Origin of the sequence: Nonomuraea sp. NPDC049028 (assembly GCF_043197735.1) — a bacterium.
Classification (GTDB): Bacteria; Actinomycetota; Actinomycetes; order Streptosporangiales; family Streptosporangiaceae; genus Nonomuraea.
Genome location: NZ_JBICTR010000001.1, coordinates 1,282,315 through 1,306,709, shown reverse-complemented (window position 1 = coordinate 1,306,709; position 24,395 = coordinate 1,282,315). Strand labels below are relative to the sequence as shown.

The window sequence follows — 24,395 nt, the reverse complement described above, 5'->3', positions numbered from 1 at the left end:
AGCACGTGTGTGCGGGCTGTATACCGAGATATACCGGCTTGATAGCGTTCTTGACATGGAGCCGACGGCGAGGGATCCCCGGCGCCTGCCCCGTTGGCAGGACCTGCGTGCCGTACTCCCGCCCCGGCCACGGCCGTTCCCGTCGCGGGAGCGCCGGCTGGCGGCGGTGGCCGATCTGGCGGACATGCGGCGGCTGGCGTGGCGGCGCGCCCCACGGGTGGTGTTCGACTACGTCGACGGCGCGGCCGAGGCGGAGCGGTCGCTGGCCAGGTCGGTCGCGGCCTTCGCGCGGGCCGAGCTGCGGCCACGGGTGCTGCGGGACGTCTCCGAGGCGCCCACGGCGGTGGAGGTGCTCGGCAAGCGGATCTCGATGCCGGTCGTGCTCGCGCCCACCGGGTTCACCCGGATGATGCACCGCGAGGGCGAGCGGGCCGTGGCCAGGGCGGCGGCGCGGGCGGCGGTGCCGTACACGCTGTCCACGATGGGGACCACCACGCCCGAGGAGGTGGTGGCGGCGGCGCCGGACGGCTGGAACTGGTTCCAGCTCTACGTCGTGCGCGACCGGGGGCGCAGCCAGGAGACGCTCGACCGGGCCCGTGAGGCGGGCATGGACGTGCTGGTCGTCACCGTGGACGTGCCGGTGGCGGGGGCGCGGCTGCGTGACGTGCGGCACGGCATGACGATGCCGCCCGCTCTGCGCTGGCGTGGCGTCCTGCAGGCGCTGAGCCGTCCGGCCTGGTGGTTCGACTTCATCACCAGCGAGCCGCTGCGCTTCGCCACGGTCGACGGCGCGCCGGACGACCTGGCGGGGATCACGAACCTGATGTTCGATCCGACGGTGACGCTGCGAGACCTGGAGTGGATCCGATCGGTCTGGCCGGGCCGGCTGCTGGTCAAGGGCGTGCAGCGGGTGGACGACGCCAAGGATCTGGCGGCCGTGGGAGTGGACGGGCTGGTCGTCTCCAACCACGGCGGGCGCCAGCTGGACCGCGCCCCCACCCCGCTGGAGCTGCTGCCCGAGGTGGTGGCCGCGGTCGGCGACCGCACGGAGGTGTTCCTGGACGGCGGGGTACGCAGCGGCGCGGACATCGCCATCGCGGTGGCGCTGGGCGCGCGGGCCTGCTTCGTCGGCCGGGCCTACCTGTACGGGCTGATGGCGGGCGGTGAGCCCGGCGTGGACCGGGTGCTGGCCATGCTGCGCGCCGAGCTGGTCCGCACGCTGCAACTGCTGGGTGTGGGCGGCGTCGAGGGGCTCGACCCCGACTGCGTACGCCTGCGGTAAGCAACGCGGACAGACCCTTTCCCGGTTTACGGTCTGGTTACGGCGAATGAATTCCTCGCCGTAACCCTTGGCAGTCAACCCGCCAGACACCTATCGTTCAGTGCAATGCCACACATTACTGATGAAGAGCTGGTGTCCGAGCACGTCAAGCCGGTCGCCGTCCGCATCGTGGGCGGCCTGCTGCATGCCTGGCAGCTCAGGAACAGCGCGGCCACGGTCCCCCACGCCATCGAGCGGCTGCGCGCCGCCGGGAACGTGGACAACCTCAGCCGCCTGCTGATGGACGACCCGCCCCCGTACCGGGGCCGCTACCCGTTCCTCGACACCGACCTGTACAAGACGCTCGAGGGGCTGGCGTACGAGCTGGCCACGGGCACCGCGGCCGAGCCCGTACGGGAGTTCTACGAGGAGGTCGTCGGCCTGCTGGAGCGGGTCCAGGCGGACGACGGCTACCTGAACTCCTTCTTCCAGGACCCGGCCGCCGCCAAGAAGCCATGGGAGGACCTGGCCTGGGGGCACGAGCTGTACAACCTGGGCCACCTCATCCAGGCCGCCGTCGCCGCCGCCCGGCACCTGGGCGACCGGCGGTTGCTCGCGGTGGCGGTCAAGTTCGCCGACCTGGTCGTGTCCCGCTACGGCGAGGGCCGCGAGGAGGCCGTCTGCGGTCATCCGGAAGTGGAGATGGCGCTGGTCGAGCTGTTCAGGGAGACGGGTGAGCGCGCCTACCTCACCCAGGCCCGGCTGTTCGTCGACCGGCGCGGCCACGGGCACCTGAAGCACAGCATCTTTACCGCCGAGTACTTCCAGGACCATCTGCCCTTCCGCGACCTGCCCTCGGTGACCGGCCACGCCGTGCGCATGGCCTACCTGGCCGCCGGCGCGACCGACGTGTACCTCGAGACGGGGGACCGCTCCCTGTTCGAGGCGCTGGAGCGGCTGTGGGACGACATGGTGGCCACCAAGCTCTACATCACCGGCGGGCTGGGCAGCCGTCACTCCGACGAGGCCATCGGCGACCGGTACGAACTGCCGTCCGAACGCGCCTACAGCGAGACCTGCGCGGCCATCGGCACCATGCAGTGGGCGTGGCGGATGTTCCTGGCCACCGGCGGCGCCAAGTACCTCGACGTGTTCGAGCGGATCCAGTACAACGCCTACGCCGTGGGGCTGTCGGCCGAGGGCACCGCGTTCTTCTACGACAACCCGCTCCAGCGCCGCCCCGACCACGAGCAGCGCAGCGGCGCGGAGGACGGCGGCGACCCGCTGCGCCGGCCGTGGTTCGGCTGCCCCTGCTGCCCGCCGAACATCGTGCGCTGGATGACCCAGCTCGGCGACCACATGGCCGCCGAACGCGAGGGCGCGCTGCTGATCGCCGCCTACGCCGGGGCCAGGATCGACACCGAGGCGCTCGGGCTGACGATAGAGAGCGACTATCCGTGGGACGGCGACGTGCGCCTGGTCCTGGACCGGGCGCCTGACGGGCCGTACACGATCATGCTGCGCGTGCCGGGCTGGGCCAAGAACGTGACGGTCACCGTCAACGGCGCGGCGGCCGACGCCACCGCGCGGGACGGGTGGCTGAGCGTCGAGCGGGTCTGGCAGGCGGGCGACGAGGTACGCCTGAGCCTGCCGATGCCGGTCAGGGCGCACGGCTCGCATCCCCACCTCGACGCCACCCGGGGCGCGGCCAGCCTGGCGCGCGGCCCGCTGGTGTACTGCGTCGAACAGCAGGACTGCCCTGTGGACGTGGACGACCTGGTCCTACCACGGCTTGTTAACGCCAACATCGCCAAATCCACCGCCGACATCGCCACCTCGGAAGGCGCGGTCGTCCTCCAGGTGGAGGCGGCCACGGCACCGCCGCCGTCCGCGGAGCTCTACCCCGAGCTGCCGCAGGAGCCGGCGTTCCCGGAGACGACGGTCACCACGACCTTCGTCCCGTACTTCATGTGGGGCAACCGTAGCCCCATGGCCATGCGGGTGTGGGTCCGCAATGCGTGACGCCCACCCAATGGATTGATTCAGAAAGAAGGCGACATGAGGAGATCGGCTGCGCTTTCGGGCGTCGCGGTGAGCGCCATGCTGGCGCTCGCGGCCTGCGGGGGCGGCGGCGCCGCCCCCTCCAACTCCACCGGATCCGGCTCGTCCGGCTCGTCCGCGAAGCCCGCCACCGGTGGCACTGTGCACTTCCTGACGAAGGCGGACTTCTCCCACCTGGATCCCGCCCGCGGCTGGGACGGCGGCGTCAACAACTTCTACCGGCTCATCTACCGGAACCTGACCACCTTCGGCGCGGCCCCCGGCGCGGAGAGCACGAAGATCGTGCCCGACCTCGCCACCGACACGGGCAAACCGTCCGACGGCGCCAAGACCTGGACCTTCACCCTCAAGGACAACCTGTTCTTCGAGGACGGCACGCCGATCAACAGCGAGGCGGTGAAGTTCGGCGCCACGCGCGGCTTCGACCCCGAGGCCGGGATCGGCTCACCGTACGCCAAGCTGCTCCTCGACGCGCCCAAGGACTACAAGGGCCCGTACGTCTCCGGCGACCTCGACACGATCGAGACCCCTGACGCCAAGACCATCGTCTTCCACCTCAAGAAGCCCTTCGCCGACTTCCCCAGCGCCCTGGCCATGGCCAACTTCATCCCCTTCCCCAAGGGCACCGGCGCCGCGGCCGCGTTCGACACCAAGCCGATCGCGTCGGGGCCGTACAAGGTGGCCAGTTACAACCGCGGCTCCTCGCTCAAGCTGGTGCGCAACCCGCAGTGGAAGGCCGAGACCGACAGCGTCAGGTCGGCCAAGCCGGACGCCTGGGAGTGGACGTTCGGGCTGGACCCGGCCACCATCGACGAGCGCATGCTGGCCGGTCAGGGCGCCGACGCCGACGCCGTCGCGGGCACGATCCAGGCGGCGACCGTGGCGCGGGTGCAGACTCCGCAGCTCAAGGCGCGCTCGCTGAGCGGGCTCAACGGCTGCACCACCTACATGGGCCTGAACACCACCAAGAAGCCGCTCGACGACGTGCGGGTGCGCCAGGCGATCAACTACGCCATCAACAAGGACACCGTGGTGGCCGGGATGGGCGGTTCGAGCCTGGCGGCCAAGGGCACCTCCATCCAGCCGCCGACGGTCGCCGGCCGGGTCGACTACGACCCCTATCCCACCGACGTCGAGGCGGCCCGCAAGCTGCTCGCCGAGGCGGGCCAGGCCAACGGCTTCACCCTCACCCTCGACACCCGGCCGGACCCGAAGATGGCGGCGGTCGCCGTGGCCATCCAGGAGGCGCTCAAGGCGGTGAAGATCGACGTCAAGATCAACAACATCGACACCTCCACTTACTACGAGGTGATCGGCACACCCGCGCAGCAGCACGACGCCGCCGTCACCGGCTGGTGCCCCGACTGGGCGTCCGGCGCGACGTTCCTGCCGCCGCTGTTCGACGGCCGCAACATCACCGCCAAGGGCAACGCGAACCTCGCCCAGATCAACGACAAGGCGATCAACAAGCGCATCGACGAGATCGCCGCGATGCCCGACGTCACGGCCGCGAACGCCGCCTACGGGGAACTGGACAAGGAGATCATGAAGCTGGCGCCGATCGTGCCGCTGGCCTATGAGAAGTACGTCATCGTCTATGGCGCCAACATCGCCGGCGCGTACCAGTCCGCCTCGTTCTCCGGGGGTATCGACCTGGTATCCGTCGGGCTGGCCAAGCCGGGCAAGTAGCCGAAGATGACCACCACCACTGCCCTCCCACCGGCGGGTGCCCCCGTGGCGCCCGCCACCTCGGCCCGGCGGGTCGCCGGCGCGCTGCTGCACGACTGGGCGGCCGTGCTCAGCACGGCCTTCCTCGTGCTGGTCCTGCTGATGGCGATCTGCGCGCCGCTGATCTCCGCGATCACCGGCCACGGGCCGAACGACTTCGACAGCGCCGCCATCGACACCGACCTCGGCGGGCTGCCGCGCGGCTCGCTGGGCGGGATCGGCGCCGACCACCTGCTCGGCGTGGAGCCGCAGAACGGCCGCGACATCCTGGCGCGCATCGCGTACGGCGCGCGCGTCTCGCTGCTGATCGCGGCCGCCGCCACCGTGCTCACCACCCTGCTCGGGGTGGTGCTCGGCATGCTGGCCGGCTTCTACCACGGCTGGGTCGACCAGGTGATCTGCCGGATCATGGACTTCCTGATGGCCTTCCCCGCCCTCATCTTCATGATCGCGATCCTGTCCTCGCTGCCGACGGGCAACCGGTCGGTGCTGCTGGTGGTGGTGATCAGCGTCTTCGGCTGGCCGTACCTCGCCCGTGTGGTGCGCGGCCAGACGCTGACGCTGGTGAACAGGGAGTTCGTCGAGGCCGCCCGAGTGTCGGGCGCCTCGACGGGCGTCCTGGTGTTCAGGGAGATCCTGCCGAACCTGCGCAGCTCGCTGATCGTGATGACCACGCTGGCCGTGCCCGGCTACGTCGGCACCGAAGCGGGGCTGTCGTTCCTGGGCGTCGGCGTGGCCCCGCCGACACCGTCCTGGGGGCAGATGATCTCCAGCTCGGTCGGCTGGTACGCCGTGGACCCGATGTACTTCGCGGTGCCCGGCGCCTTCCTGTTCTGCACCGTGCTGTCCCTGACCGTGCTCGGGGACCGTCTACGTGCCGCCTTCGACGCCGGGGAGGCCTCCTGATGGCGCGTTATGTCGCCGGGCGGTTCGCCGGCATCGTGGTGATCCTGTTCCTGGTCTGCCTGTTCACCTTCATCATCTTCTTCACGCTGTCGCCGGATCCGGCGCTGATGATCTGCGGGAAGACGTGCACGCCCGAGCGGATCGACCAGATCCGCGGGGTGCTCGGGCTCGACCAGCCGTTCTTCACCCAGTTCTGGACGTTCCTGGCGGCCATCTTCGTCGGCCGGGACTACGGCTCGGGGGCCAACCTGATCCACTGCGCGGCCCCGTGCCTGGGCTACAGCTTCCAGACCAATCAGTCGGTCTGGGAGATGGTCGTGGACCGGCTGCCGGTCAGCGCCACCGTCGCGATCGGCGCCGCGGTGCTCTGGCTGCTGATCGGCATCCTGGCCGGGCTGCTCAGCGCGGTGAAGGAGGGCACCTGGTGGGACCGTACCGCGATGGGGCTGGCCCTCGGCGGGTCGAGCATCCCCAACTACGTGCTGGCGCTGGCGCTGCAGTACGTGCTGGTGGTGTGGCTGCAGATCCTGCCCTTCCCGTCGGCGGTCTCCTTCTCCGACGGGCCGGTGCTGTGGTTCCAGTCGTACCTGATGCCCTGGGTCGTGCTGGCCACCGGCTACGCCTGCCTCTACGCGCGGCTGACCAGGGCCAACGTGATCGACACGCTGGCGGAGAACTTCATGCGCACGGCGCGGGCCAAGGGCCTGCCGCCCATGCTCACCATGCGGCGGCACGCGCTGCGGCCCGCGCTCACCCCGATCGCCACCATCTTCGGCATGGACTTCGCGGCCCTGCTGGGCGGCGCGCTCATCACCGAGACGGTCTTCGGCCTCAACGGGGTGGGCAAGATGGCCGCCGACTCGATCGCCAAGAACGACCAGCCGGTGATCATGGCGGTGACGCTTCTCGCCGCGTTCTTCGTGGTGGTGGGCAACCTGGTGGTCGATCTCGTCTACACCACGCTGGACCCGAGAGTGAGGATCACCGCGAAATGAGTGACCTGCTTGTCGTGGAGGACCTCACCGTCACCTTCCCCACCACGCGGGGGCCGGTGGACGTCGTCAAGGACGTCTGCTTCACCGTCGGGAGCGACGAGACCGTCGGCATCGTCGGCGAGTCCGGTTCGGGCAAGTCGATGACCAGCCTCGCGATCATGGGGCTGCTGCCCCGGGGGGCGGTGACCCGGGGCAGCATCCGGCTGGACGGCACCGAGCTGCTCGGCCGCACCGACAAGGACATGCGCCGGATCAGGGGGGACCGGATCTCGATGGTCTTCCAGGACCCGCTGTCGTCGCTGAACCCGTACTACACCGTGGGCCTGCAGATCGAGGAGGTCTACCGGGCCCATCGGGGCCGCTCGCGCAAGGCCGCGCGCAAGGTCGCGATCGAGGCGCTGGAGCAGGTGGGCCTCCCCGACCCGGAGCGGCGGGTGGACTACTACCCGCACCAGTTCTCCGGCGGGCAGCGGCAGCGCGTCATGATCGCGATGGCGCTGGTCTGCTCCCCCGCCCTGCTCATCGCCGACGAGCCGACCACCGCGCTCGACGTGACCGTCCAGGCGCAGATCCTGCGCCTGCTCGCCGACCTGCGGCGGCAGAGCGGCACCGGGATGGTGTTCATCACGCACGACCTCGCGGTGATCAGCTCGATCGCCACGCGCGTCCTGGTGATGTGCCGGGGCGAGCAGGTCGAGTACGACACCGCCGAGCAGGTCTTCTCCGATCCGCGGCACGACTACACCCGCATGCTGCTGGACAGCGTCCCGCGCATCGACGACTCCCCCATCGACGAGGTGATGTCATGAGCGAGCCCCTGCTGCGGGCGAACGAGCTGACCAAGCGGTTCGTCACCCGCGGGCCGCTGGGCGCCAAGGCCGAGTTCGTCGCGGTCGACGGCGTCAGTTTCGACGTACGGCCGGGCGAGACGCTGGCCGTGGTGGGCGAGTCGGGCAGCGGCAAGTCGACGACCGCCCGCATGGTGGCCAGGCTGACGGAGCCGAGCGCGGGCACCCTGGAGTTCGAGGGCGAGGACATCACCGTCGCCAAGGGGGCCGCACTGGCCCGCTACCGCGCCAACGTACAGGTCGTCTTCCAGGACCCGTTCTCCTCGCTCAACCCCCGCCACACGGTCGAACGCATCCTGATGGCGCCCCTGGTGTACCAGGGGATCCCCCCGACGGGCGGGAAGCGGGCGCACGCCAGGGAGCTGATGGAGCGGGTCGGGCTGAACCCGGACCACTCCCAGCGCTACCCCGCGCAGTTCTCCGGCGGTCAGGCGCAGCGGATCGGCATCGCCCGCGCGCTGGCCGTGCACCCCAAGCTGGTCATCTGCGACGAGGCGGTGTCCGCCCTGGACGTCTCCGTGCAGGCCCAGGTCATCGAGCTGCTGCGGCGGCTGCAGGCGGAGAGCGGCTTCAGCTACATCTTCATCGCCCACGACCTGGCCGTCGTCCGGCAGATCGCCCATCGGGTGGCGGTCATGAGCAAGGGCAGGATCGTCGAGCAGGGCCCGGTCGAGAGCGTCTTCGGCGACCCCCAGGACCCGTACACCCGTACGCTCCTGGCCGCCATCCCCCGCATCAACCCCGAATGGGACCGCAGGCGCCGTGAAGGGAGCCCCCGTTGACCACGTACACGATTCCCGGGATGCGCGTGCGCGACCACGTGGTGGAGGTGCCGCTCGACTGGTCCGCGCCCGATGGGGACACGATCACGGTGTTCGCCCGGGAACTGGCCGATCCGGTGCGGGCGACCGAGGACCTGCCGTGCCTGCTCTATCTACAGGGCGGTCCCGGCGGCAAGGGCCCGCGCCCGGTCGGCACGAACGGCTGGCTCGGCCAGGCGCTCAAGACGCACCGGGTGATCCTGCTCGACCAGCGCGGCACCGGCCGCAGCTCGCGGATCGACGGGCGGGTCATGAGCTCGTTCGGGAGCGCGCGAGAGGCCGCTGACTACCTCACCCACTTCCGCGCCGACTCGATCGTCGCCGACGCCGAGCACCTGCGTACGACCGTCTTCGGCGGCCGTCGCTGGGAGACGCTGGGCCAGAGCTACGGCGGGTTCCTCACGCTGACGTACCTGTCGCGGGCTCCACAGGGGCTGCGCGCCTGCTACGTCACCGGAGGGCTGCCCGGCCTGGACCCGGACGCGGCGGAGGTCTACCGGCGCACCTATCCCCGCGTCGCGGCCAAGAACGCCGAGTTCTACCGCCGCTACCCGCACCACGTGGAGACCGTCGGCCGCCTGGCCGACCGGCTGGCCGCGCAGGACGTCCGGCTGCCCGACGGCGACGTGCTCACGGTACGGCGGCTGCAGTCGCTCGGCATCGACTTCGGCATGAAGCCGGGCTACGAGCGCATGCACTGGCTGCTCGACGAGGCGCTCGACGGCGAGCACGTGACGGACACCTTCCTGCAGCAGGTGCTGGCCCGCTCCTCGTACAGCGACAACCCGCTGTTCGCCGCGCTCCAGGAGAGCATCTACGGCTCGGGCCCCGGAGCCACCGGCTGGGCGGCCGAGCGCGAGCGGGCCCATCACCCGGCCTTCGCCGAGTCGGCCCGGCCGCTGCTGTTCACCGGGGAGATGATGTACCCCTGGATGTTCGCGGAGATCCGGGTGTTGCGCCCGTTCCGCGCGGCCGTGGAGCTGCTGGCCGAGCGGGCGGACTGGCCGCCGCTCTATGACCCGGTACGCCTGGCCGCCAACGAGGTTCCGCTGGCCGCCGCCGTGTATTACGACGACATGTACGTAGATTCCGGCCTGCAACTGGACACCGCCGCTCGTATCGGCAACGCCCAGGCGTGGGTCACCAACGAGTACGAGCACGACGGCCTGGGCGAGGAGCGCGTCTTCGCCCGGCTGACCGAACTGGTGCGTGACATCGGAGGAGGCATCACAGGTGACTGACGGCAGGCCCCCGAAACTGCTGGACATTCCCGCGTTCACTGACTACATCGGCAAAGGCTGGGACATCCCCGACCGCACCCCGACCGTGGTCGCCGGTGCCGCCGAGGCCGCCGCCGCGCACCGGGCCCGGCTCGGCGCGGCGCTCCCCGGCCGGACCGTCGTGGTGGCGGCCGGCCAGGCGCCGGTGCGCAGCAACGACACCTCCTACGACTTCCGTCCCGGCAGCGACTTCTACTGGCTGACCGGCTGCGTGGCCGAGGACGCCGTGGCGGTGATCAGGGACGGCGACGCGGTCGTCTACCTGCCCGTCCCCGCCTATCCCGGCGAGCCGGGCTTCTTCGCCGACGCCGCCCACGGGGAGCTGTGGGTGGGCGCCGCCCCCGGACTGGCCGAGTGGTCGGCGGCGCTGGGCGTGCCGGTCAGGCCACTGACCGACTTCGACGGCACGGTCTCCACCGACGACGAGCTCGCCCGGGTGCTGGCCGAGCTGCGCATGATCAAGGACGACTGGGAGATCGGCCAGCTGCGGGAGGCCGTGGACCGGACGGTCGAGGGGTTCGCCGCCGTGCTCGCCGAGATCCCGACCGCCGTGGCCGGGCCGGGTGAGCGCTGGCTGCAGGGCACCTTCGACCGGTACGCCAGGGCGTACGGCAACGGCCCCGGCTACGCCTCGATCGTGGGCAGCGGCCCGCACGCCCCGACCCTGCACTGGGTGCGCTGCGACGGCCCGGTGCTGCCGGACGAGCTGCTGCTGCTCGACATGGGCGTGGAGGTACGCAGCCACTACACCGCAGACGTCACCCGCACCTTCCCCGCCTCCGGCACCTTCTCCCCCGCCCAGCGCCAGGTGCACGACCTGGTGGAGCGGGCGCACCGGGCGGCGCTGGCGCAGGTCGCCCCCGGCCGCCGCTTCACCGACTTCCACCACGCCGCGATGGAGGTCATCGCGCGCGGGCTGGACGACTGGGGGATGCTGCCGGTCTCGGTGGACGAGGCACTGTCGGAGCGCGGCCAGCACCACCGCCGCTACCTGATCTGCGGCATCGGCCACCACCTCGGCCTGGACGTGCACGACTGCGCCAAGGCCGCGCCCGAGGCCTACCAGGGGGCGCTCATCGAGCCGGGCATGGTGTTCACCGTGGAGCCCGGCCTGTACTTCCACGCCCACGACCTGACCGTGCCGCCCGAGCTGCGCGGGATCGGCGCGCGCATCGAGGACGACCTGCTGGTGACGGCGGACGGCATCGACGTGCTCTCGGCGCAGCTGCCCTTGTCGGCGAGCGGCCTGGAGGACTGGATGAAGTGACCCTGACCTACGACCCCTGACCTACGACGCGTCGTCCGCGCGTCGCAGAACGCCCTCCACGGCGGCCAGGGCGAGTGTCTTGTAGCCCACCGAGTCGAACAGGACCGTGATCCGGTCCGGCTCGCGGCGCATGACCGTGCCCCGCCCCCATGCCTGGTGCTCGACCTTGGCGTGCAGCGGGTACGGTCCCTCCCCGGTCGCGATGGGCTCCTGGCCGTCCTGGCAGGTGTCGCAGGTCCGGCAGGCCGTGTCGTACGGCTCGCCGAAGTACTCCAGCAGAAAGCGGCGGCGGCATCCGGTCGTCTCCGCGTAGCCGCGCATCATGTCGATGCGCGAGTCGTCGACGCGGTGCCGGATCTCGTCGAGTTCCACCGCCCGCGCGGCGGCCTGCTCCGGCGGCGGGCCGCCCGGCGCGTAGCGCAGGTCGCCGGAGTCGGTGACGGTCAGCGCCTCGGCCTGCTCCAGCAGGTTGACCAGGCTCGTCAGCTGGGAGGCGCCCACCTCCAGCAGGGCCCGCAGCTCGGTGACGGGCACGGTGCCGCCGTGCTCCTTCACCAGGGTCGCCACCCGCAGCAACGCCTCGGCGTCCGCCCGGCCGCTGGCGAAGAAGCGGCGCAGGCCCAGATCCTCCGGCCGGTAGAACAGCACGGCGCGGGCGGGCCCGCCGTCCCGGCCCGCCCGGCCGATCTCCTGGTAGTAGGCGTCGGGCGACTCCGGCGGCGACGCGTGCAGCACGTAGCGGACATCGGGCCGGTCGATCCCCATCCCGAACGCCGACGTGGCCACCACCGTGTCCACCTCGCCCGCCGTGAAGAGCGCGTGCACACGCGTCCGCTCGGCCGCCCGCATCCCGGCGTGGTACGGCTCCGCGTGGCGGCCCATCCCGGTCAGCAGCGCGGCGTACTCCTCGGCCTCGCGCCGGGTGGCGACATAGACCAGGCCGAGCCCGTCGAGGGAGGCGGCGTGCTCGGCCAGGGCCCGGCTCTTGTCGTCGTCGCCGACGAACCGGCGTACCTCCAGCCGGATGTTGGGCCGGTCGAACCCGCGGACGATCTGCACCGGGTCCTTCAACCCGAGGGAGCGGACGATCTCCTCCCGGACGTTCGGCGCCGCTGTGGCGGTCATCGCCACCACCGGCGGATGCCCCAGGCGCTCGATCACCTTGCCCAGCCGCAGGTAGTCGGGGCGGAAGTCATGCCCCCATGACGAGACGCAGTGGGCCTCGTCGACCGCGATGAGCGACGGCTCGGCCTTGGCCAGCTGGGTGACGACGTCGGGCTTGGCCAGCTGCTCGGGCGACAGGAACACGAACTCCGCCTCCCCCGCCGTGACCTTCTCCAGCCCCGCCTTGACCGAGGAGGTGGAGTTGACCGCGACGGCCCCGCCCGCGTCGGCCTTCTCCAGGCCGAGCACCTGGTCGCGCTGCAGCGCGATGAGCGGCGAGACGACCACGGTGGGGCCGTCACGCAGCTGCGCGGGCACCTGGTAGACCGCCGACTTGCCGGCGCCGGTCGGCATGACCAGCAGCACGTCGCGCCCGTCGAGCAGGTGTTCCATCGCCTCCTGCTGGCCCGGCCGCAGGTCCTTCCAGTCGAAGGTCTGCCGGGCCGTTGCCCGCAGCCGCCGTCCCTTCCGCCCGAACCGGCTGTTGAGCCTCGCCCGTAATCCCATACGCCCCTCCTGGTAGTGGGCGGCCAGTACCCGCTGCCGCGCTCACCGAACGCCGGCCGTCGAACTCAGCGTGGCGCCCACTCGGGCAGCCAGCCGGGACGATGGCGGTAGCCGTAGGCGAGGAGCCGCAGTGTGTCGCAGGGCCCCTCGTCTGCGTGCCCTTCTCCGTCCGCGCGCCCGGCTTCGTCTCCGTCCCCGGCGCCGTGTCCGTGCGCGGCGATCAGGCGCAGCTCGGCGGCGCAGCGGGCCATGACGTCACGGGGATCGTGGCGGGCGATGTGCACGGCGTCCCTCATGGACGGCGCGTGACCGGCGTCGCCGGTGATGCAGACCGCGCCACGGAAGGCCGACGGGTCGCCGAAGCCGACGAACTCCTGCCCGTTGGTCATGGTGACGAAGTCGTCGCCGTCGTACCACTCCCTGGTGGGGTCGTAGGACCACGGGCCGGGAGTCGCCGCCTCGGCCGTCGCGTTGTCGCCCTCGATCGTGGCGCGCAGCCAGGACAACAGGTCGTAGGTCAACGCTCTCCCTCAGTCGGCCCCGGCATAGGTCCAGGCGCCCTCGTGCCGGACGAAGCGGCTGTGCTCTTCCATGCAGCCCGCCTCGCCGTTGTCGGTGTAGTGGGCCCGGAAGCGGACGGTGCCCTCGGTGGAGACGACGCTGCCCCCGGTGGTCTCCAGGATCTCCAGCCGGGTCCAGCGTGTCCCCCGCTCGAGGTCGAGCCGGGCCGGGCGGGCCGCCGGGTGCCAGGTGCGCAGCAGATATCCGGCGTCGCCGACACTGAAGGCGCTGAACCGGGACCGCATGAGCGCCTCGGCCGTGGGCGCGGCGGCGAGGCCGCGATGCAGCCGCCCGCAGCACTCCCGGTAGGTCGCCGGCAGCCCGCACGGGCATGGGGCTGAGGCGGATTTCGAGTCACGTCGCGGCACGCCTCTCATTCTGCCCGGTGCGGGGACCGTCAGCGCCCGCGCAGGATCAGGCGCAGCTGCCTGCCGGTCCGCTTGCGCCGGAACGCCTCGCGTTCGTTGACCTGAGCGAAGGGCTCGTCCGGTACGGGCGTCCCAAGGAAGGCGCACAGCGGCTCCCATCCCTCCCGCACGTCGAAGACCAGCAGCCGCGCGGCCGGGATCGTCGCCTGGACCTCGGCGAGGTGCCGTTCGTAGACCTTCATGACGTACGCGGGATCGTCGACGCGGCCGTCGAAGATCCGGTCCATGACCGTCGCCCTGGCCATGCGCGGGTAGAGGGCGAAGTCCGGTGCCCGGCGCGCGACCAGCCACCGGATGATGCGGCGGCGGATCGGCATCGGGCGGCGTTCGGCCAGGGCGCCGGCGAAGATGGTCTCGCTGACGCTGTCGTACCACCGGCGCGGGTCGCGGACGGTGAGGATGACCTTCGCGTCGGGATAGTGCTCGGCCAGCTCCCGCCAGTAGGAGGCGGCGGGCCAGTCCACCGCCGATGGGAAGCCGGTGAACACCTCGTCCCAGTCGCGGGCGCGGCCCTCCCCGACGTCGAGCCACTGGCGGACCCGGTACGGCTCCGCTATGACCGTCGACATGTGGTAGCAGGGGCCGTACCCCAGCAGTTCCAGCGCCGCCTTCAGCGACCCCGTCCCCGTTCTGCCGAACCCCGCGCCGATCACCTTCACCTCGCGCTCCCTCCCGCCTCTGATCGGCCTCTGATCCGCGATCCCTAACGTGACAACTGGGTTATATGACCAGATACATGTCGCAGCCGACCGCCGCAATGGTGAGGAGCCGACCATGCTGTTCCCGCTTCCCCTTCTCGACGCGCTGCGGGACTCGCCCGGCGGCGTGGCATTCGAGCACGGGTCCCGGACCGTCTCACGGGGTGAGCTGCTGGAGATGATCCGGCGGCTGGCCGGCGCGCTGGCCGATGCCGGGCTCGGGCCCGGCCGGGGTGTCGCCATCCGGACCGCCGTCTCGCCGGAGGCGTTCGCGGCGCACATGGCCGCGCACGCGCTGGGCTGCCGCGTCGTGGGCGTCCGGCCCGGCTACCCGGCCGCGCAACTCGCCCACGTGCTCGCGATGGGGGTCGACGCCCTGCTGGTCGACCGGTCGAGCGCGGTGCCTGAGGGGCCGCTTCCCGTGCTGTCCTTGGCGGAGCTGCTGGCGCGCGCCGACGACGGCCGCCCCCTCGCCGTCACGGCGCGGCCCGACGGCGTGGCCGCCCTGACCTTCACCAGCGGCAGCACCGGGCGGCCCAAGGGCTGCGCGATCACCTACCGCGCGCTGAGCGAGCACTGGGCGTGGCAGCCCCGCGTCTGGGGTCCGGTCGCGGCGGCGCTCGCCGAGTCGTTCGGGCGCTACCTGCTGTTCGGCACCCTGGCCAGCATGGTCGTCATGGAGTTCCTGGCGCCGTGCCTGCTGGGCGGCGGGACGGCGGTGATCCCGGAGGACGACGGGCGGCCGGTCTTCCCGTACGCGATCGAGCGCCACCGGATCACCGGCTCCATCATCACCGTGCCCCGGCTGTACCAGATGCTCCGTCTGCTCAAGGACGACCCGGTCGACGTCGGCAGCCTGCGCGCGCTGATGGTCTCCGGCTCCCCGCTCAGCCCGTCCCGGCTGGCGGCGGCGGTGGAACGGCTCGGCCCGGTCGTCTACCAGGGCTACGGCCAGACCGAGGCGGGCAACATCGCGATGCTCACGCCCGCCGACATCGCCCGGGGCAACGTGGCCTCGGTGGGCCGTCCGCATCCGGGGGTCGAGATCAGCGTCCGGGACGAGGCGGACCGGGAGGTGGCCGCGGGAGAGACCGGCGAGATCCACGTACGCAGCCCGTACCTGATGTCCGGCTACTGGGGGCAGCCGGAGGAGAGCCGCGACACGCTGCGGGACGGCCGGCTGCGCACCCGCGACCTGGGCTACGTGGACGAGGACGGCTTCCTGTACCTGGTCGGCCGGACCCGGGATGTGATCATGGTCAACGCGGTGGTGGTGTACGCGGGTCCGATCGAGCGGGTGCTGGCCGCTCATTCCGACGTGGACGAGGCGTACGTGGCCGGGGCGCCGGACGAGCTGACCGGCGAGGCCGTACACGCGTTCGTGGTGCCCGCCGCCGGGCGGACCCCGGACCGCGACGCGCTGACCGCCCTGGTACGCGCCGAACTCGGCGACGACAGCGTGCCCCGGACGATCACGGTGGTGTCGGCCGTCCCGGTCGCCGCCAGCGGCAAACCGGACAAGCGCGCCCTGCTGGACCAGCCCGGCGGGCGGATGCTCTGAGCATTCTCTGAGAATCGCCCGCCAACACTGAGGTCGTCCGTTTCATGACATCGCTCGTTTCATGACATCGCTCGTTTCATGACATCGCTGTGACGGAGGCCTACGTGCCGGACAACGCCCTCGACTACCTGGTGATCGGCGCCGGCCCGGCGGGGCTGCAACTCGGATATTTCCTCGAAAAAGCGGGCCGGTCGTACCTGATCCTGGAAGCCGGTCCCACGCCGGGCATGTTCTTCCGCACCTTCCCGCGCCATCGCACGCTCATCTCGATCAACAAGAGGTACAACGGAACCTCCGACCCGGAGCTCAACCTCCGGATGGACTGGAACTCCCTGCTGTCGGACGACCCGGACCTGCTGTTCACCCGCTACAGCGACCGCTACTTCCCCGCCGCCGACGACATGGTCCGCTACCTCGCCGACTACGCCGCCGCGTGCGGCCTGCGGATCGTCCACGACGCCCGCGCCGTCCACATCACCCGCGCGCCCGGCATGGGCCCCTTCCGGGTGACCGACGAGCGCGGCCGGACGTACGAGGCGAAGCGCCTGATCGTGGCGACCGGGGTCAGCCAGCCCAACATCCCGGAGATACCGGGCATCGAGACCGCCGAGCTCTACGGCACGGCCGCCACCGACCCATCTGATTACGTGAACCAGCGGGTGCTCGTCATCGGCAAGGGCAACTCGGCCTTCGAGACGGCGGACAACCTGGTCGAGACCGCCGCGGTGATCCACGTCGCGGGCCCGAACTCCGTACGCATGGCGTGGCGCACCCACTTCGTCGGCCACCTGCGCGCGGTCAACAACAACTTCCTCGACACCTACCAGCTCAAATCGCAGAACGCGGTGCTGGACGGCTCGGTCAAGCGGATCGAGCAGCAAGCCGACGACTCGTACCTGGTGACGGTGAGCTTCGCCCGCGCCGACGAGGTCACCAAGGACATCCCGTACGACCGGGTGATCGTCTGCACCGGCTTCCGGTTCGACGCCTCGATCTTCGACGACGGGTGCCGTCCTGAGCTGATGATCCAGGACCGGTTCCCGGCGCTCACCCCCGCCTACGAGTCGGTCAATGTGCCCGGCCTCTACTTCGCCGGGACGCTGACGCAGTCCCGGGACTTCAAGCGCGGCACCAGCGGGTTCATCCACGGCTTCAGGTACGGCACGCGCTCGCTGCACCGCGTCCTGGAGCACAGGTACCACGGCGTCCCGTGGCTCTGCCGCGAGCTCGCGGCAGAGCCGGAGGCCATGGCGGCGGCGGTGCTCGACCGGGTCAACCGCTCCTCGGCGCTGTGGCAGCAGTTCGGGCTGCTGGCCGACGTCATCGTCCCCGACGGCCAGGGTGGGGCCCGCTACCTGGAGGAGCTGCCGGTCGATCTGGAGGACCCGCCGATCGGCGACGCCGGCCATTTCGCGATCACCCTGGAGTACGGGCCGGAACACGACACGGTCGACCCCTTCGACATCGCCGTCGGCCGGATCCGGCAGAGCGACTCCGCGCGCGCCCACGAGGGCCACTACCTGCACCCGGTGGTACGGCATCACCGGCCCGGCGCGCCGGCCGCCGTCCACCACATCACCGAGAACCTGGAGAACGACTGGACCTCCCCGGAGGTGCACGTCGCGCCGCTGCGAGCCTTCTTCGCCCGCCAGGCCGCCTCGGTGCCGGCGTGATGGACCCGCTGGGCGAGTTCGAGACCGGCGAGATGGACACGCTCGGCGGGTTCGAGGCCGCCGCCCGCGCGCGTCTCGACCCCGCGCACTACGACTACTTCGCCGGCGGGACCGGTGACGAGGTCACGCTGCGGGCCAACGAGGCGGCGTTCGACCGGCTGGCGCTGGTGCCGCGGGTGCTGCGCGGCGCCGGGAAGCTCCAGCTCGGCGTCACCCTGCTGGGCAGCCGCGCGGCCATGCCCGTGCTGGTGGCGCCGACCGCGTTCCACCGGCTGGCCGACCCCGAGGGCGAGCGGGCCACGGCCCGGGCCGCCGCCACCGCCGAGACGATCATGATCGTCTCGATGGCGTCCACGGTCGCCGTCGAGGACGTGGCCGCGGCGGCGCCTGGGGCCAAGCTCTGGTTCCAGCTCTACATCCAGCCGGACCTGGCCTTCACCGAGACCATCGTCCGGCGCGCCGAGGCGGCCGGCTGCACGGCGCTGGTCGTCACGGTGGACTCCCCCACCCTGGGAGCGCGGCCCCGGGACCGGCGCAACGGCTTCAACGACCTGCCCGAGGGCCTGCGCTGCGAGAACCTGCGCGACGGCGCGCGGGTGCGGCCGATCGTCATGTCACCGGAGATCTCCTGGGCGCACCTCGACCGGCTCAGGGAGATGACGGCGCTGCCGATCGCGCTCAAGGGCGTCGCCCATCCCGCCGACGTACGCCTGGCGCTCGACCACGGCGTCTCGGCGCTGGTGGTCTCCAACCACGGCGGCCGGCAGCTCGACACGGTCCCGGCCGCCGTGGAACTGCTGCCGGACATCGTGGCCGCCGTCGGCGGAACCGTCCCGGTGCTGCTGGACGGGGGTGTGCGGCGCGGCACCGACGTGCTGAAGGCGCTGGCGCTGGGCGCCGCCGCGGTCGCGGTGGGCCGCCCGGTGATCTGGGGGCTGGCGGCGGACGGGGAGCGGGGCGCGGGCCGGGTGCTCAGCCTCTTGCGTACCGAGGTCGAGCGGGCGCTCACCCTGTGCGGCTGCGCGTCGATCGACGAGCTCGAACCGGGGATGGTGCGACGGCCGTGGTGACCGGAGCTTTGACCGCAGTGGCCACGGCGCTCGCCGTCGTCGCGGTGCTGAGCCTGCCGTGGTGGCTGCCGGGCCGGGTCGTGGCGCTGCGTGTACGGGTCTTCAACCGGGTCAACGGGGACGAGGGCATCCCGGTGCCCGGCGATCTGGTGGGGATCGAGCGGTTCAAGGAGGTCTACTCCCATCCGGCGGCCGGCGGCCGGAGCAAGGGCGCCGCCCTGTCGGACCTGTTCTGGTACTGGCTGGCGCCCGGCCCCGAGATGCACCAGGAGCACCTGGAGGCGGGCGAACGGTATGACGCCGTCGCCCGGGCCACGCGCGGCTTTCTGTCCATCCCGCGTACGGAAGCGGAGGAGCTGACCCGCCGCTGCGTCACCCGCACGCTGCGGGAGGCGGGCGGGCTGGTCCGGCTGCGCGACCTGATGATGCCGCTCTGGGCGGAGTTCTCGTACGAGCTGGTCTTCGGCAGGCCATGCCCGCGCACGGCCCGCGACCTGATCGCCGGCAACGCGAACGACGTCGTCACCTCGCTCAAGTGCTGCGGGCTGCGGCACATGGACCGGCGCGACCGGCTGACCCGGTATCTCATGGACCGGCTGCCCCTGGTGCGGCAGCCGCTCCCCGAGGGGTTGTCGGCCAGGGAACAGGCGCTCTATCTGCAAGGGGCCTTCTTCAACACCGCGGTCGTCCAGCTGTCGGAGGCCATGGCCCACCTGCTGATGGTCCTCGCGCAGCACCCGGACGTACAGGCCAGGGCGTTGACGGGCGGTCCGCGCTACCTGGACCAGGTGATCGCGGAGACGCTGCGGCTCTACCCGCTCTTCGGCATCGCCCACCGCGTCACCACCGGCGACATCCCGCTGGACGAGCACACGGTGATCCCGGCGGGCTCGGTGCTGTGCTTCAACTACCCGGAGTTCCACCGCGCGGGCTTCACCGACCCCGACCACTTCGACCCCAGCCGCTTCGGCCCCGACCGGTCCGACCCGGCTCGCCTCCACCCCGACCGCCTCGACCCGGTCCAATCCCAGCCTGACCACTTCAGCCCGGCCCAATCCCACCCTGACCACTTCGACCCGGGCCGCTCCCACGCCGACCGGTTCGACCAGGCCCACCCCCGCCCTCACCGAACGGCGGTCCGTGAGCTCAACCACATCCCGTTCGGCGTCGCCGCGAACCGGCCGTGCCCGGCCTGGCGGCTGGCGCCGATCGCCATGCGGGTCGCGGCGGAGGAGATCCTGCGCCTGTACGCCCTGGACTCCACCGCCTCCCACACCCGGTCCCTGCCCAACCGGGGGCCGTGCCTGCTCACCCCGCGCTACGCCCGCAGGAGTGCCGCCCGCCGGCCGCTGCTGCTGTTCGTGCGATTCAGGGACCGCTGGGAGGACGTCTGGCGCAGCCTGGTCCAGCTCGTCCTCGGCACGTACATGGTCTGGGACGCGCGCAGGCAGCGGCTGTGCGAGCGCCACTTCGCGGATGACGGCCAGCCGGTCGCCCACTGACCATCCCGCCCAGCCGATCACCCGCTGATCGTCCCAGCCGACCGGTCACCCAACCGATTGTGCTGATTGTCTGGATTGCGAGCGGAGGAATGGTATGCCGACGATGGCGCTGGTCGCCGCCGGTGACCCGAACGCCTCGAGCAGGCCGGGAGAACCGACCCCGAACAGCCCCGCCCTCTGGAGAAGCAGACAGCCGCCGCCCAGCCCACCATTTCCTGAAATGTCAACACTTGTCGGGACCCTGGTAATTCTGCGGCGGTGATGCAACGGTTGATCCGTGGCTGGGACATCGAGTACAGCCGGCGCCCCCGCCCGTCGGCTGCTGCTCGTGGAGGATGACCGCGAGCTCGGGGGCATGTTGGTGGACCTGTTCACCGACGAGGGCTACACGGTCGACCTGGCCCTGGAGGGGCAGCGTGGCCTGCACCTGGGCCTGAGCCGCGCCTACGACGCCATGATCGTCGACCGGGGCCTGCCGGTGGTCGACGGCATCGACCTGCTGCGGCGGCTGCGCAGGCAGGCCGTCACTGTGCCGGTACTCGTCCTCAGCGCCTTCGGCACGGTCGCCGACCGGGTCACCGGGCTCGACGCGGGCGCCGAGGACTACCTGGTCAAGCCGTTCGAGATCGACGAGCTGCTGGCCAGGGTACGGGCGCTGCACCGCAGGAACCTGGACCAGGCAGGGCTGCTGCCCGTCGGCGCCGGCTGGCTGGATCCGGAGGCCCACACCGTACGGCTGCCGACCGGCGAACAGGTGACCCTGTCCGGCCAGGAGGCGCGGCTGCTGCACGCGCTGGCGATCCGGCCGCGGCAGGTGCACACACGCGCCTCGCTGCGGCAGCGGGTCTTCGACGGCGCCCGCACCGATGCGATCGTGGACACCTACGTCTACTACCTGCGCGGCAAGCTGGGGGCGGGCATCGTCAGCACCGTACGAGGCGTGGGCTACCGCCTGGGTGAGCTGTGAGGGGGCAACTGGCCGCCGATCCGGATCGGCGTCTGCTGAACCGGGCCCGCCGGCGGGTCACCGTGCAGGTGGCGGGCGCGATCTCGGTGGTGCTCGCGCTCTTCGGGGTGATGGTCTACTGCGTCACCGTGAGCGACCAGAGCGCCTCCGCACGGCGTGACCTGGCCGCCGCGACCCAGCACGGCTCCGTCGCTCACCCTCCCCCCTGCATGTGGCTGTTCGAACTACGCGACGGCACCGTACAGGCCTCTCCCGGCGCACCGGCGGCGCTCCCCCTGCGCACCGCGCTGTACCTGGCCGCCGCCGGCGGCGGCCCGCAGGTCACCCAGGCCGAGCTGGCCGGGCAGAGCTATCTCGTACGCACCGAGCGGCGCGGTGACGTGGCGACTCAGGCGGTGATCGACCTTCGCTACCAGGCCGCCGAACGGCAACGCCTGCTGCGCACGATCGCCGCCGCCGAGCTCGCCGGGCTGCTGGCCGCGCTGCTGATCGGCCAGGTCCTCGCCCGCCGGGCGATCGCGCCGCTGGGCGAGGCCCTGGCCCGCCAGCGCAGGTTCGCCGCCGACGTCAGCCACGAGCTACGGACCCCGCTGACCCGCCTGCACACCCGCGCCCAGCTCGTGGCCCGCCAGCTGCGGCGCGGCACCGACCCGATCCTGGTCATCGACGAGGCCGACCAGCTGGTCACCGGCAGCCGCCAGCTGGGCGAGGTGGTCGAGGACCTGCTGGTGTCGGCCCAGTTCAGGCAGCTTCGCCGGCCGTTCGTCCCCGTCGACCTGGCGGCGCTGGCCGAGGAACTGGCCGTCGCCGAGGCGGCCCGCGCCGCCGCGCACGGCGTGACGATCGAGGTACACCGCCAGGGCCTCGACGCCCACACCGTGCGCGGGGCGCAGTCGGCACTCCGCCGGGTGATCTCCGCCCTGCTGGACAACGCGCTCGGCCACACGAGTGCGGGCGGGCACATCTGGATGACGATCGTCGGCGGCCCGGAGGTGGTGGAGCTCACGGTGCGGGACGACGGGGTGGGCCTGGATCCGGCCGACTCCGAGCGGCTGTTCACCCGGTTCGTCGGCCAGGGCTTCGGGCTGGGGCTGGCCCTCGTACGGGAGGTGGTGGACGGGCACGGCGGCACGATCACGGCGGACGGGCGGCTGGGCGCGGGCGCGGTGTTCACCGTCCGCCTCCCGGCGGATCCCACCGCCGCCCCGCACCGCCCGCCCCCCGGAGATGAGCCCGCCGAACCCACCGAACCCGCCGACCACTCCGACCGTTCCGGCCACTCCGACCGCCTCGACGGCTCTGGCCGCTCCGACCGCGAACCTGAGCGGCGATTCTGACCCGCGCTCTCAGGATCCGGTCAGCGGTACGAAGCTTTCAGGATCGGTCAGCGTACAAAGCCGTTGACGATCAGCGGCAGAGACGCGTCCAACCCGGCGACGTTGAGCACACCCGCGTCCCCGGGCTCGCCGATCGAGTAACCGGCGGCGGTCATCGCCACGACCACCACGCGGGCGTCCCGGTTGACCCGCCGGCGGTAGCCGTCGAGCGCCTGCGTCGGGTGGGAGCGGCCGGCCCATGTCTCGTTGTCGGTCAAAACGATGATCCCGTCCACGTTCATCCGCTCCTTGGCGGCCCAGGTGAACGGCAGCGACAGGTCGGTGCCCCCACCCGACGGCTCCCAGGAGGCGAGCTCCCGCAGGTTGGTGCGCGGCGTCACCTTGGAGGCGTGCACGGCGGTGTCCACGTCGATGACGTGCACGTCCTCCTCCATGCGAGCCAGCATGACGGCCATCGCGCACCCGACCTCGTACGGCGACCCGACCGGCGACCCGCCAACGGTGACGCGGTTGGCCCAGCTCATCGACCCGGACGAGTCCACGGCGACCAGCAGCCGCTTCCCGGTCGGTTCGACGTTGCCGAAGGACAGCTCGTACGTCTGCTCCAACGCGTCCAGGATCGCCGGGACCGGCGTCCACGTCTGGACGTCGGCGCGTGGGTTGGGCTGGGCCCGGCCGGAGGCGTAGACGCGCATGGCGAGCCAGGCGTCCATCGGGTGGATGCGGGCACGCAGCAGCGCCGCCCGGTCGGTCAGCCGGGCCACGGCGCACCGGGTGGCCTCGCCGAGCGGCGTCAGCGTGCCGAGACGGGTCATGCGGGCCAGGTTGCGGATGAGCGCGGTCATGCCGATCGTGTCGATCAGGGCTTCCCACACCTTCGGCTCACGCAGCATCGCGTCCGGCAGGAACTCCCACGGCACCCGCGACTCGTTCACCACCCGGATCGCCTCGTCGGCGCCGGTGACCGCCTTCGCCGTGAGGAACCGGTCCACGGCGGGCAGCACCTCGCGAGCCCGCTCGTCGGCGACGTTCCCGGCGATCCACCCGAACAACGTCTTGCGCTGCTCGTCGTCGGCGACCGGATGGGCCACCCGCAGCACATCGCGCAGGCTGAACGCCTCACCCTGCGGCGTCCGGCGCTGGGCGGCCTTGCACGCCTTGAACGCGACGTCGTCGGCGCTCCCGGTGAGGAACCAGGAGCCGAGCGCCGTCCGCAGCGACCGGCCCACCACAGGCGAGGTGCCACGCCCGGTCGTCTTGCCGCCCAGGTTCTTGTAGTAGCCGAAGAACTGGGCCAGATGGTCGGTCGTGCGCGCGACCTTCGCGAGCGCCGTCTTCGCCGCCTGCCTGGTGTCAGGGTCGCCCTTCGCGTAGGCCGCGGCCAGAGCGAACAGTACGGGCCGCTGCTTCGGCGCGCGCGGCGGCCGGGCGGTCGAGATCGCGGTGAGCAGGGCGACGACGCGCGGGCCGTCCTCGGCGATCGCCTGGAACAGCACGTCGGCGTTCTCCGCCGTCAGCTTGCTCTCGCCGACGTAATAGGTGCCGCCCGTGGTGCCGAGGATCAGGAAGTCCTCCAGCTTGTTCCACAGGTCCTTGTCGAAGACGTAGCCGCCGGCGGCGTTGGGCACCTGGTCGGTGCGGCCGGGGATGCGCCGCGACTGCGGAGTGGCGATCGCGGAGACCGCGGCGAGGGGATCACGGGCCATGGTGCGCTCCTTCCGTTCGACCCGCCCGAAGGCGGATATGCGAAAGGGGAGCGG

The 24,395-nt window shown here is 71.6% G+C and carries 20 protein-coding genes; 15 read left to right on the top strand and 5 right to left on the bottom strand.

What is annotated here, in order from left to right:
• Positions 1 to 55: 55 nt before the first annotated feature.
• The 9 genes from ACGFJ2_RS05870 to ACGFJ2_RS05830 all read left to right on the top strand — a co-directional run bounded on the left by ACGFJ2_RS05870 (position 56) and on the right by ACGFJ2_RS05830 (position 11,167).
• Entirely contained in the window at positions 56 to 1,282 is a 1,227-nt protein-coding gene (locus ACGFJ2_RS05870; protein ID WP_358187294.1) for an alpha-hydroxy acid oxidase, read from the top strand.
• Positions 1,283 to 1,387: 105 nt separating this feature from the next.
• The gene (locus ACGFJ2_RS05865) at positions 1,388 to 3,283 is read left to right on the top strand and encodes a glycoside hydrolase family 127 protein (RefSeq protein ID WP_393465110.1); all 1,896 of its coding nucleotides are present in this window, start codon (positions 1,388 to 1,390) and stop codon (positions 3,281 to 3,283) included.
• A 36-nt stretch (positions 3,284 to 3,319) separates the two neighbouring features.
• Positions 3,320 to 5,011 (top strand): ABC transporter substrate-binding protein, encoded by a 1,692-nt coding sequence (locus ACGFJ2_RS05860; RefSeq protein WP_393465107.1) that lies wholly within the window; start codon positions 3,320 to 3,322, stop codon positions 5,009 to 5,011.
• A gap of 6 nt (positions 5,012 to 5,017) precedes the next feature.
• Entirely contained in the window at positions 5,018 to 5,956 is a 939-nt protein-coding gene (locus ACGFJ2_RS05855) for an ABC transporter permease (protein ID WP_393465104.1), read from the top strand.
• Positions 5,956 to 6,951 (top strand): ABC transporter permease, encoded by a 996-nt coding sequence (locus tag ACGFJ2_RS05850; RefSeq protein WP_357955641.1) that lies wholly within the window; start codon positions 5,956 to 5,958, stop codon positions 6,949 to 6,951. The genes ACGFJ2_RS05855 and ACGFJ2_RS05850 overlap by 1 nt, the downstream gene beginning before the upstream one ends.
• A complete protein-coding gene (locus ACGFJ2_RS05845) occupies positions 6,948 to 7,760 on the top strand; it encodes an ABC transporter ATP-binding protein (protein WP_357955643.1) in 813 nt (270 codons plus the stop codon). Before ACGFJ2_RS05850 ends, ACGFJ2_RS05845 begins: the two co-directional genes overlap by 4 nt.
• Positions 7,757 to 8,581 carry an ABC transporter ATP-binding protein gene (locus ACGFJ2_RS05840; RefSeq protein ID WP_393465100.1) on the top strand — a complete coding sequence of 275 codons (825 nt, stop codon included), beginning with the start codon at positions 7,757 to 7,759 and terminating at the stop codon, positions 8,579 to 8,581. The genes ACGFJ2_RS05845 and ACGFJ2_RS05840 overlap by 4 nt, the downstream gene beginning before the upstream one ends.
• Positions 8,578 to 9,861, top strand: a complete 1,284-nt coding sequence (locus ACGFJ2_RS05835) for an alpha/beta fold hydrolase (protein WP_393465097.1) — start codon at positions 8,578 to 8,580, stop codon at positions 9,859 to 9,861. The genes ACGFJ2_RS05840 and ACGFJ2_RS05835 overlap by 4 nt, the downstream gene beginning before the upstream one ends.
• Positions 9,854 to 11,167, top strand: coding sequence for an aminopeptidase P family protein (locus ACGFJ2_RS05830; protein ID WP_358187319.1), 1,314 nt, complete (start codon positions 9,854 to 9,856; stop codon positions 11,165 to 11,167). The genes ACGFJ2_RS05835 and ACGFJ2_RS05830 overlap by 8 nt, the downstream gene beginning before the upstream one ends.
• A 21-nt stretch (positions 11,168 to 11,188) precedes the next feature.
• On the opposite strand, the gene ACGFJ2_RS05825 is transcribed toward ACGFJ2_RS05830, so the two are convergent.
• From ACGFJ2_RS05825 to ACGFJ2_RS05810, 4 genes are all read right to left on the bottom strand, one after another.
• Positions 11,189 to 12,838, bottom strand: a complete 1,650-nt coding sequence (locus ACGFJ2_RS05825) for a RecQ family ATP-dependent DNA helicase (protein ID WP_393465093.1) — start codon at positions 12,836 to 12,838, stop codon at positions 11,189 to 11,191.
• Positions 12,839 to 12,903: 65 nt separating this feature from the next.
• Positions 12,904 to 13,359: a DUF6221 family protein gene (locus tag ACGFJ2_RS05820; protein ID WP_357955653.1), complete on the bottom strand. Its 456-nt coding sequence runs from the start codon at positions 13,357 to 13,359 to the stop codon at positions 12,904 to 12,906.
• Between the two features lie 9 nt (positions 13,360 to 13,368).
• Positions 13,369 to 13,776 carry a YchJ family protein gene (locus ACGFJ2_RS05815; protein WP_393465090.1) on the bottom strand — a complete coding sequence of 136 codons (408 nt, stop codon included), beginning with the start codon at positions 13,774 to 13,776 and terminating at the stop codon, positions 13,369 to 13,371.
• A 20-nt stretch (positions 13,777 to 13,796) separates the two neighbouring features.
• A complete protein-coding gene (locus ACGFJ2_RS05810) occupies positions 13,797 to 14,486 on the bottom strand; it encodes a sulfotransferase family protein (protein WP_393465087.1) in 690 nt (229 codons plus the stop codon).
• Between the two features lie 115 nt (positions 14,487 to 14,601).
• On the opposite strand from ACGFJ2_RS05810, the gene ACGFJ2_RS05805 reads away from it, so the two are divergent.
• The 6 genes from ACGFJ2_RS05805 to ACGFJ2_RS05780 all read left to right on the top strand — a co-directional run bounded on the left by ACGFJ2_RS05805 (position 14,602) and on the right by ACGFJ2_RS05780 (position 22,635).
• Positions 14,602 to 16,086 (top strand): class I adenylate-forming enzyme family protein, encoded by a 1,485-nt coding sequence (locus tag ACGFJ2_RS05805; RefSeq protein ID WP_393465084.1) that lies wholly within the window; start codon positions 14,602 to 14,604, stop codon positions 16,084 to 16,086.
• A gap of 104 nt (positions 16,087 to 16,190) precedes the next feature.
• Positions 16,191 to 17,759: an NAD(P)-binding domain-containing protein gene (locus tag ACGFJ2_RS05800; RefSeq protein ID WP_393465081.1), complete on the top strand. Its 1,569-nt coding sequence runs from the start codon at positions 16,191 to 16,193 to the stop codon at positions 17,757 to 17,759.
• On the top strand, positions 17,759 to 18,829 hold the full coding sequence (locus ACGFJ2_RS05795; protein WP_393465314.1) for an alpha-hydroxy acid oxidase: 1,071 nt from the start codon (positions 17,759 to 17,761) through the stop codon (positions 18,827 to 18,829). The genes ACGFJ2_RS05800 and ACGFJ2_RS05795 overlap by 1 nt, the downstream gene beginning before the upstream one ends.
• Entirely contained in the window at positions 18,826 to 20,331 is a 1,506-nt protein-coding gene (locus ACGFJ2_RS05790; RefSeq protein ID WP_393465078.1) for a cytochrome P450, read from the top strand. The genes ACGFJ2_RS05795 and ACGFJ2_RS05790 overlap by 4 nt, the downstream gene beginning before the upstream one ends.
• A gap of 277 nt (positions 20,332 to 20,608) precedes the next feature.
• Positions 20,609 to 21,298, top strand: coding sequence for a response regulator transcription factor (locus ACGFJ2_RS05785; protein WP_358187363.1), 690 nt, complete (start codon positions 20,609 to 20,611; stop codon positions 21,296 to 21,298).
• Positions 21,295 to 22,635 carry a sensor histidine kinase gene (locus ACGFJ2_RS05780; RefSeq protein WP_393465073.1) on the top strand — a complete coding sequence of 447 codons (1,341 nt, stop codon included), beginning with the start codon at positions 21,295 to 21,297 and terminating at the stop codon, positions 22,633 to 22,635. The genes ACGFJ2_RS05785 and ACGFJ2_RS05780 overlap by 4 nt, the downstream gene beginning before the upstream one ends.
• Before the next feature lie 47 nt (positions 22,636 to 22,682).
• On the opposite strand, the gene ACGFJ2_RS05775 is transcribed toward ACGFJ2_RS05780, so the two are convergent.
• Positions 22,683 to 24,341: a TROVE domain-containing protein gene (locus ACGFJ2_RS05775; RefSeq protein WP_393465071.1), complete on the bottom strand. Its 1,659-nt coding sequence runs from the start codon at positions 24,339 to 24,341 to the stop codon at positions 22,683 to 22,685.
• Positions 24,342 to 24,395 lie beyond the last annotated feature (54 nt).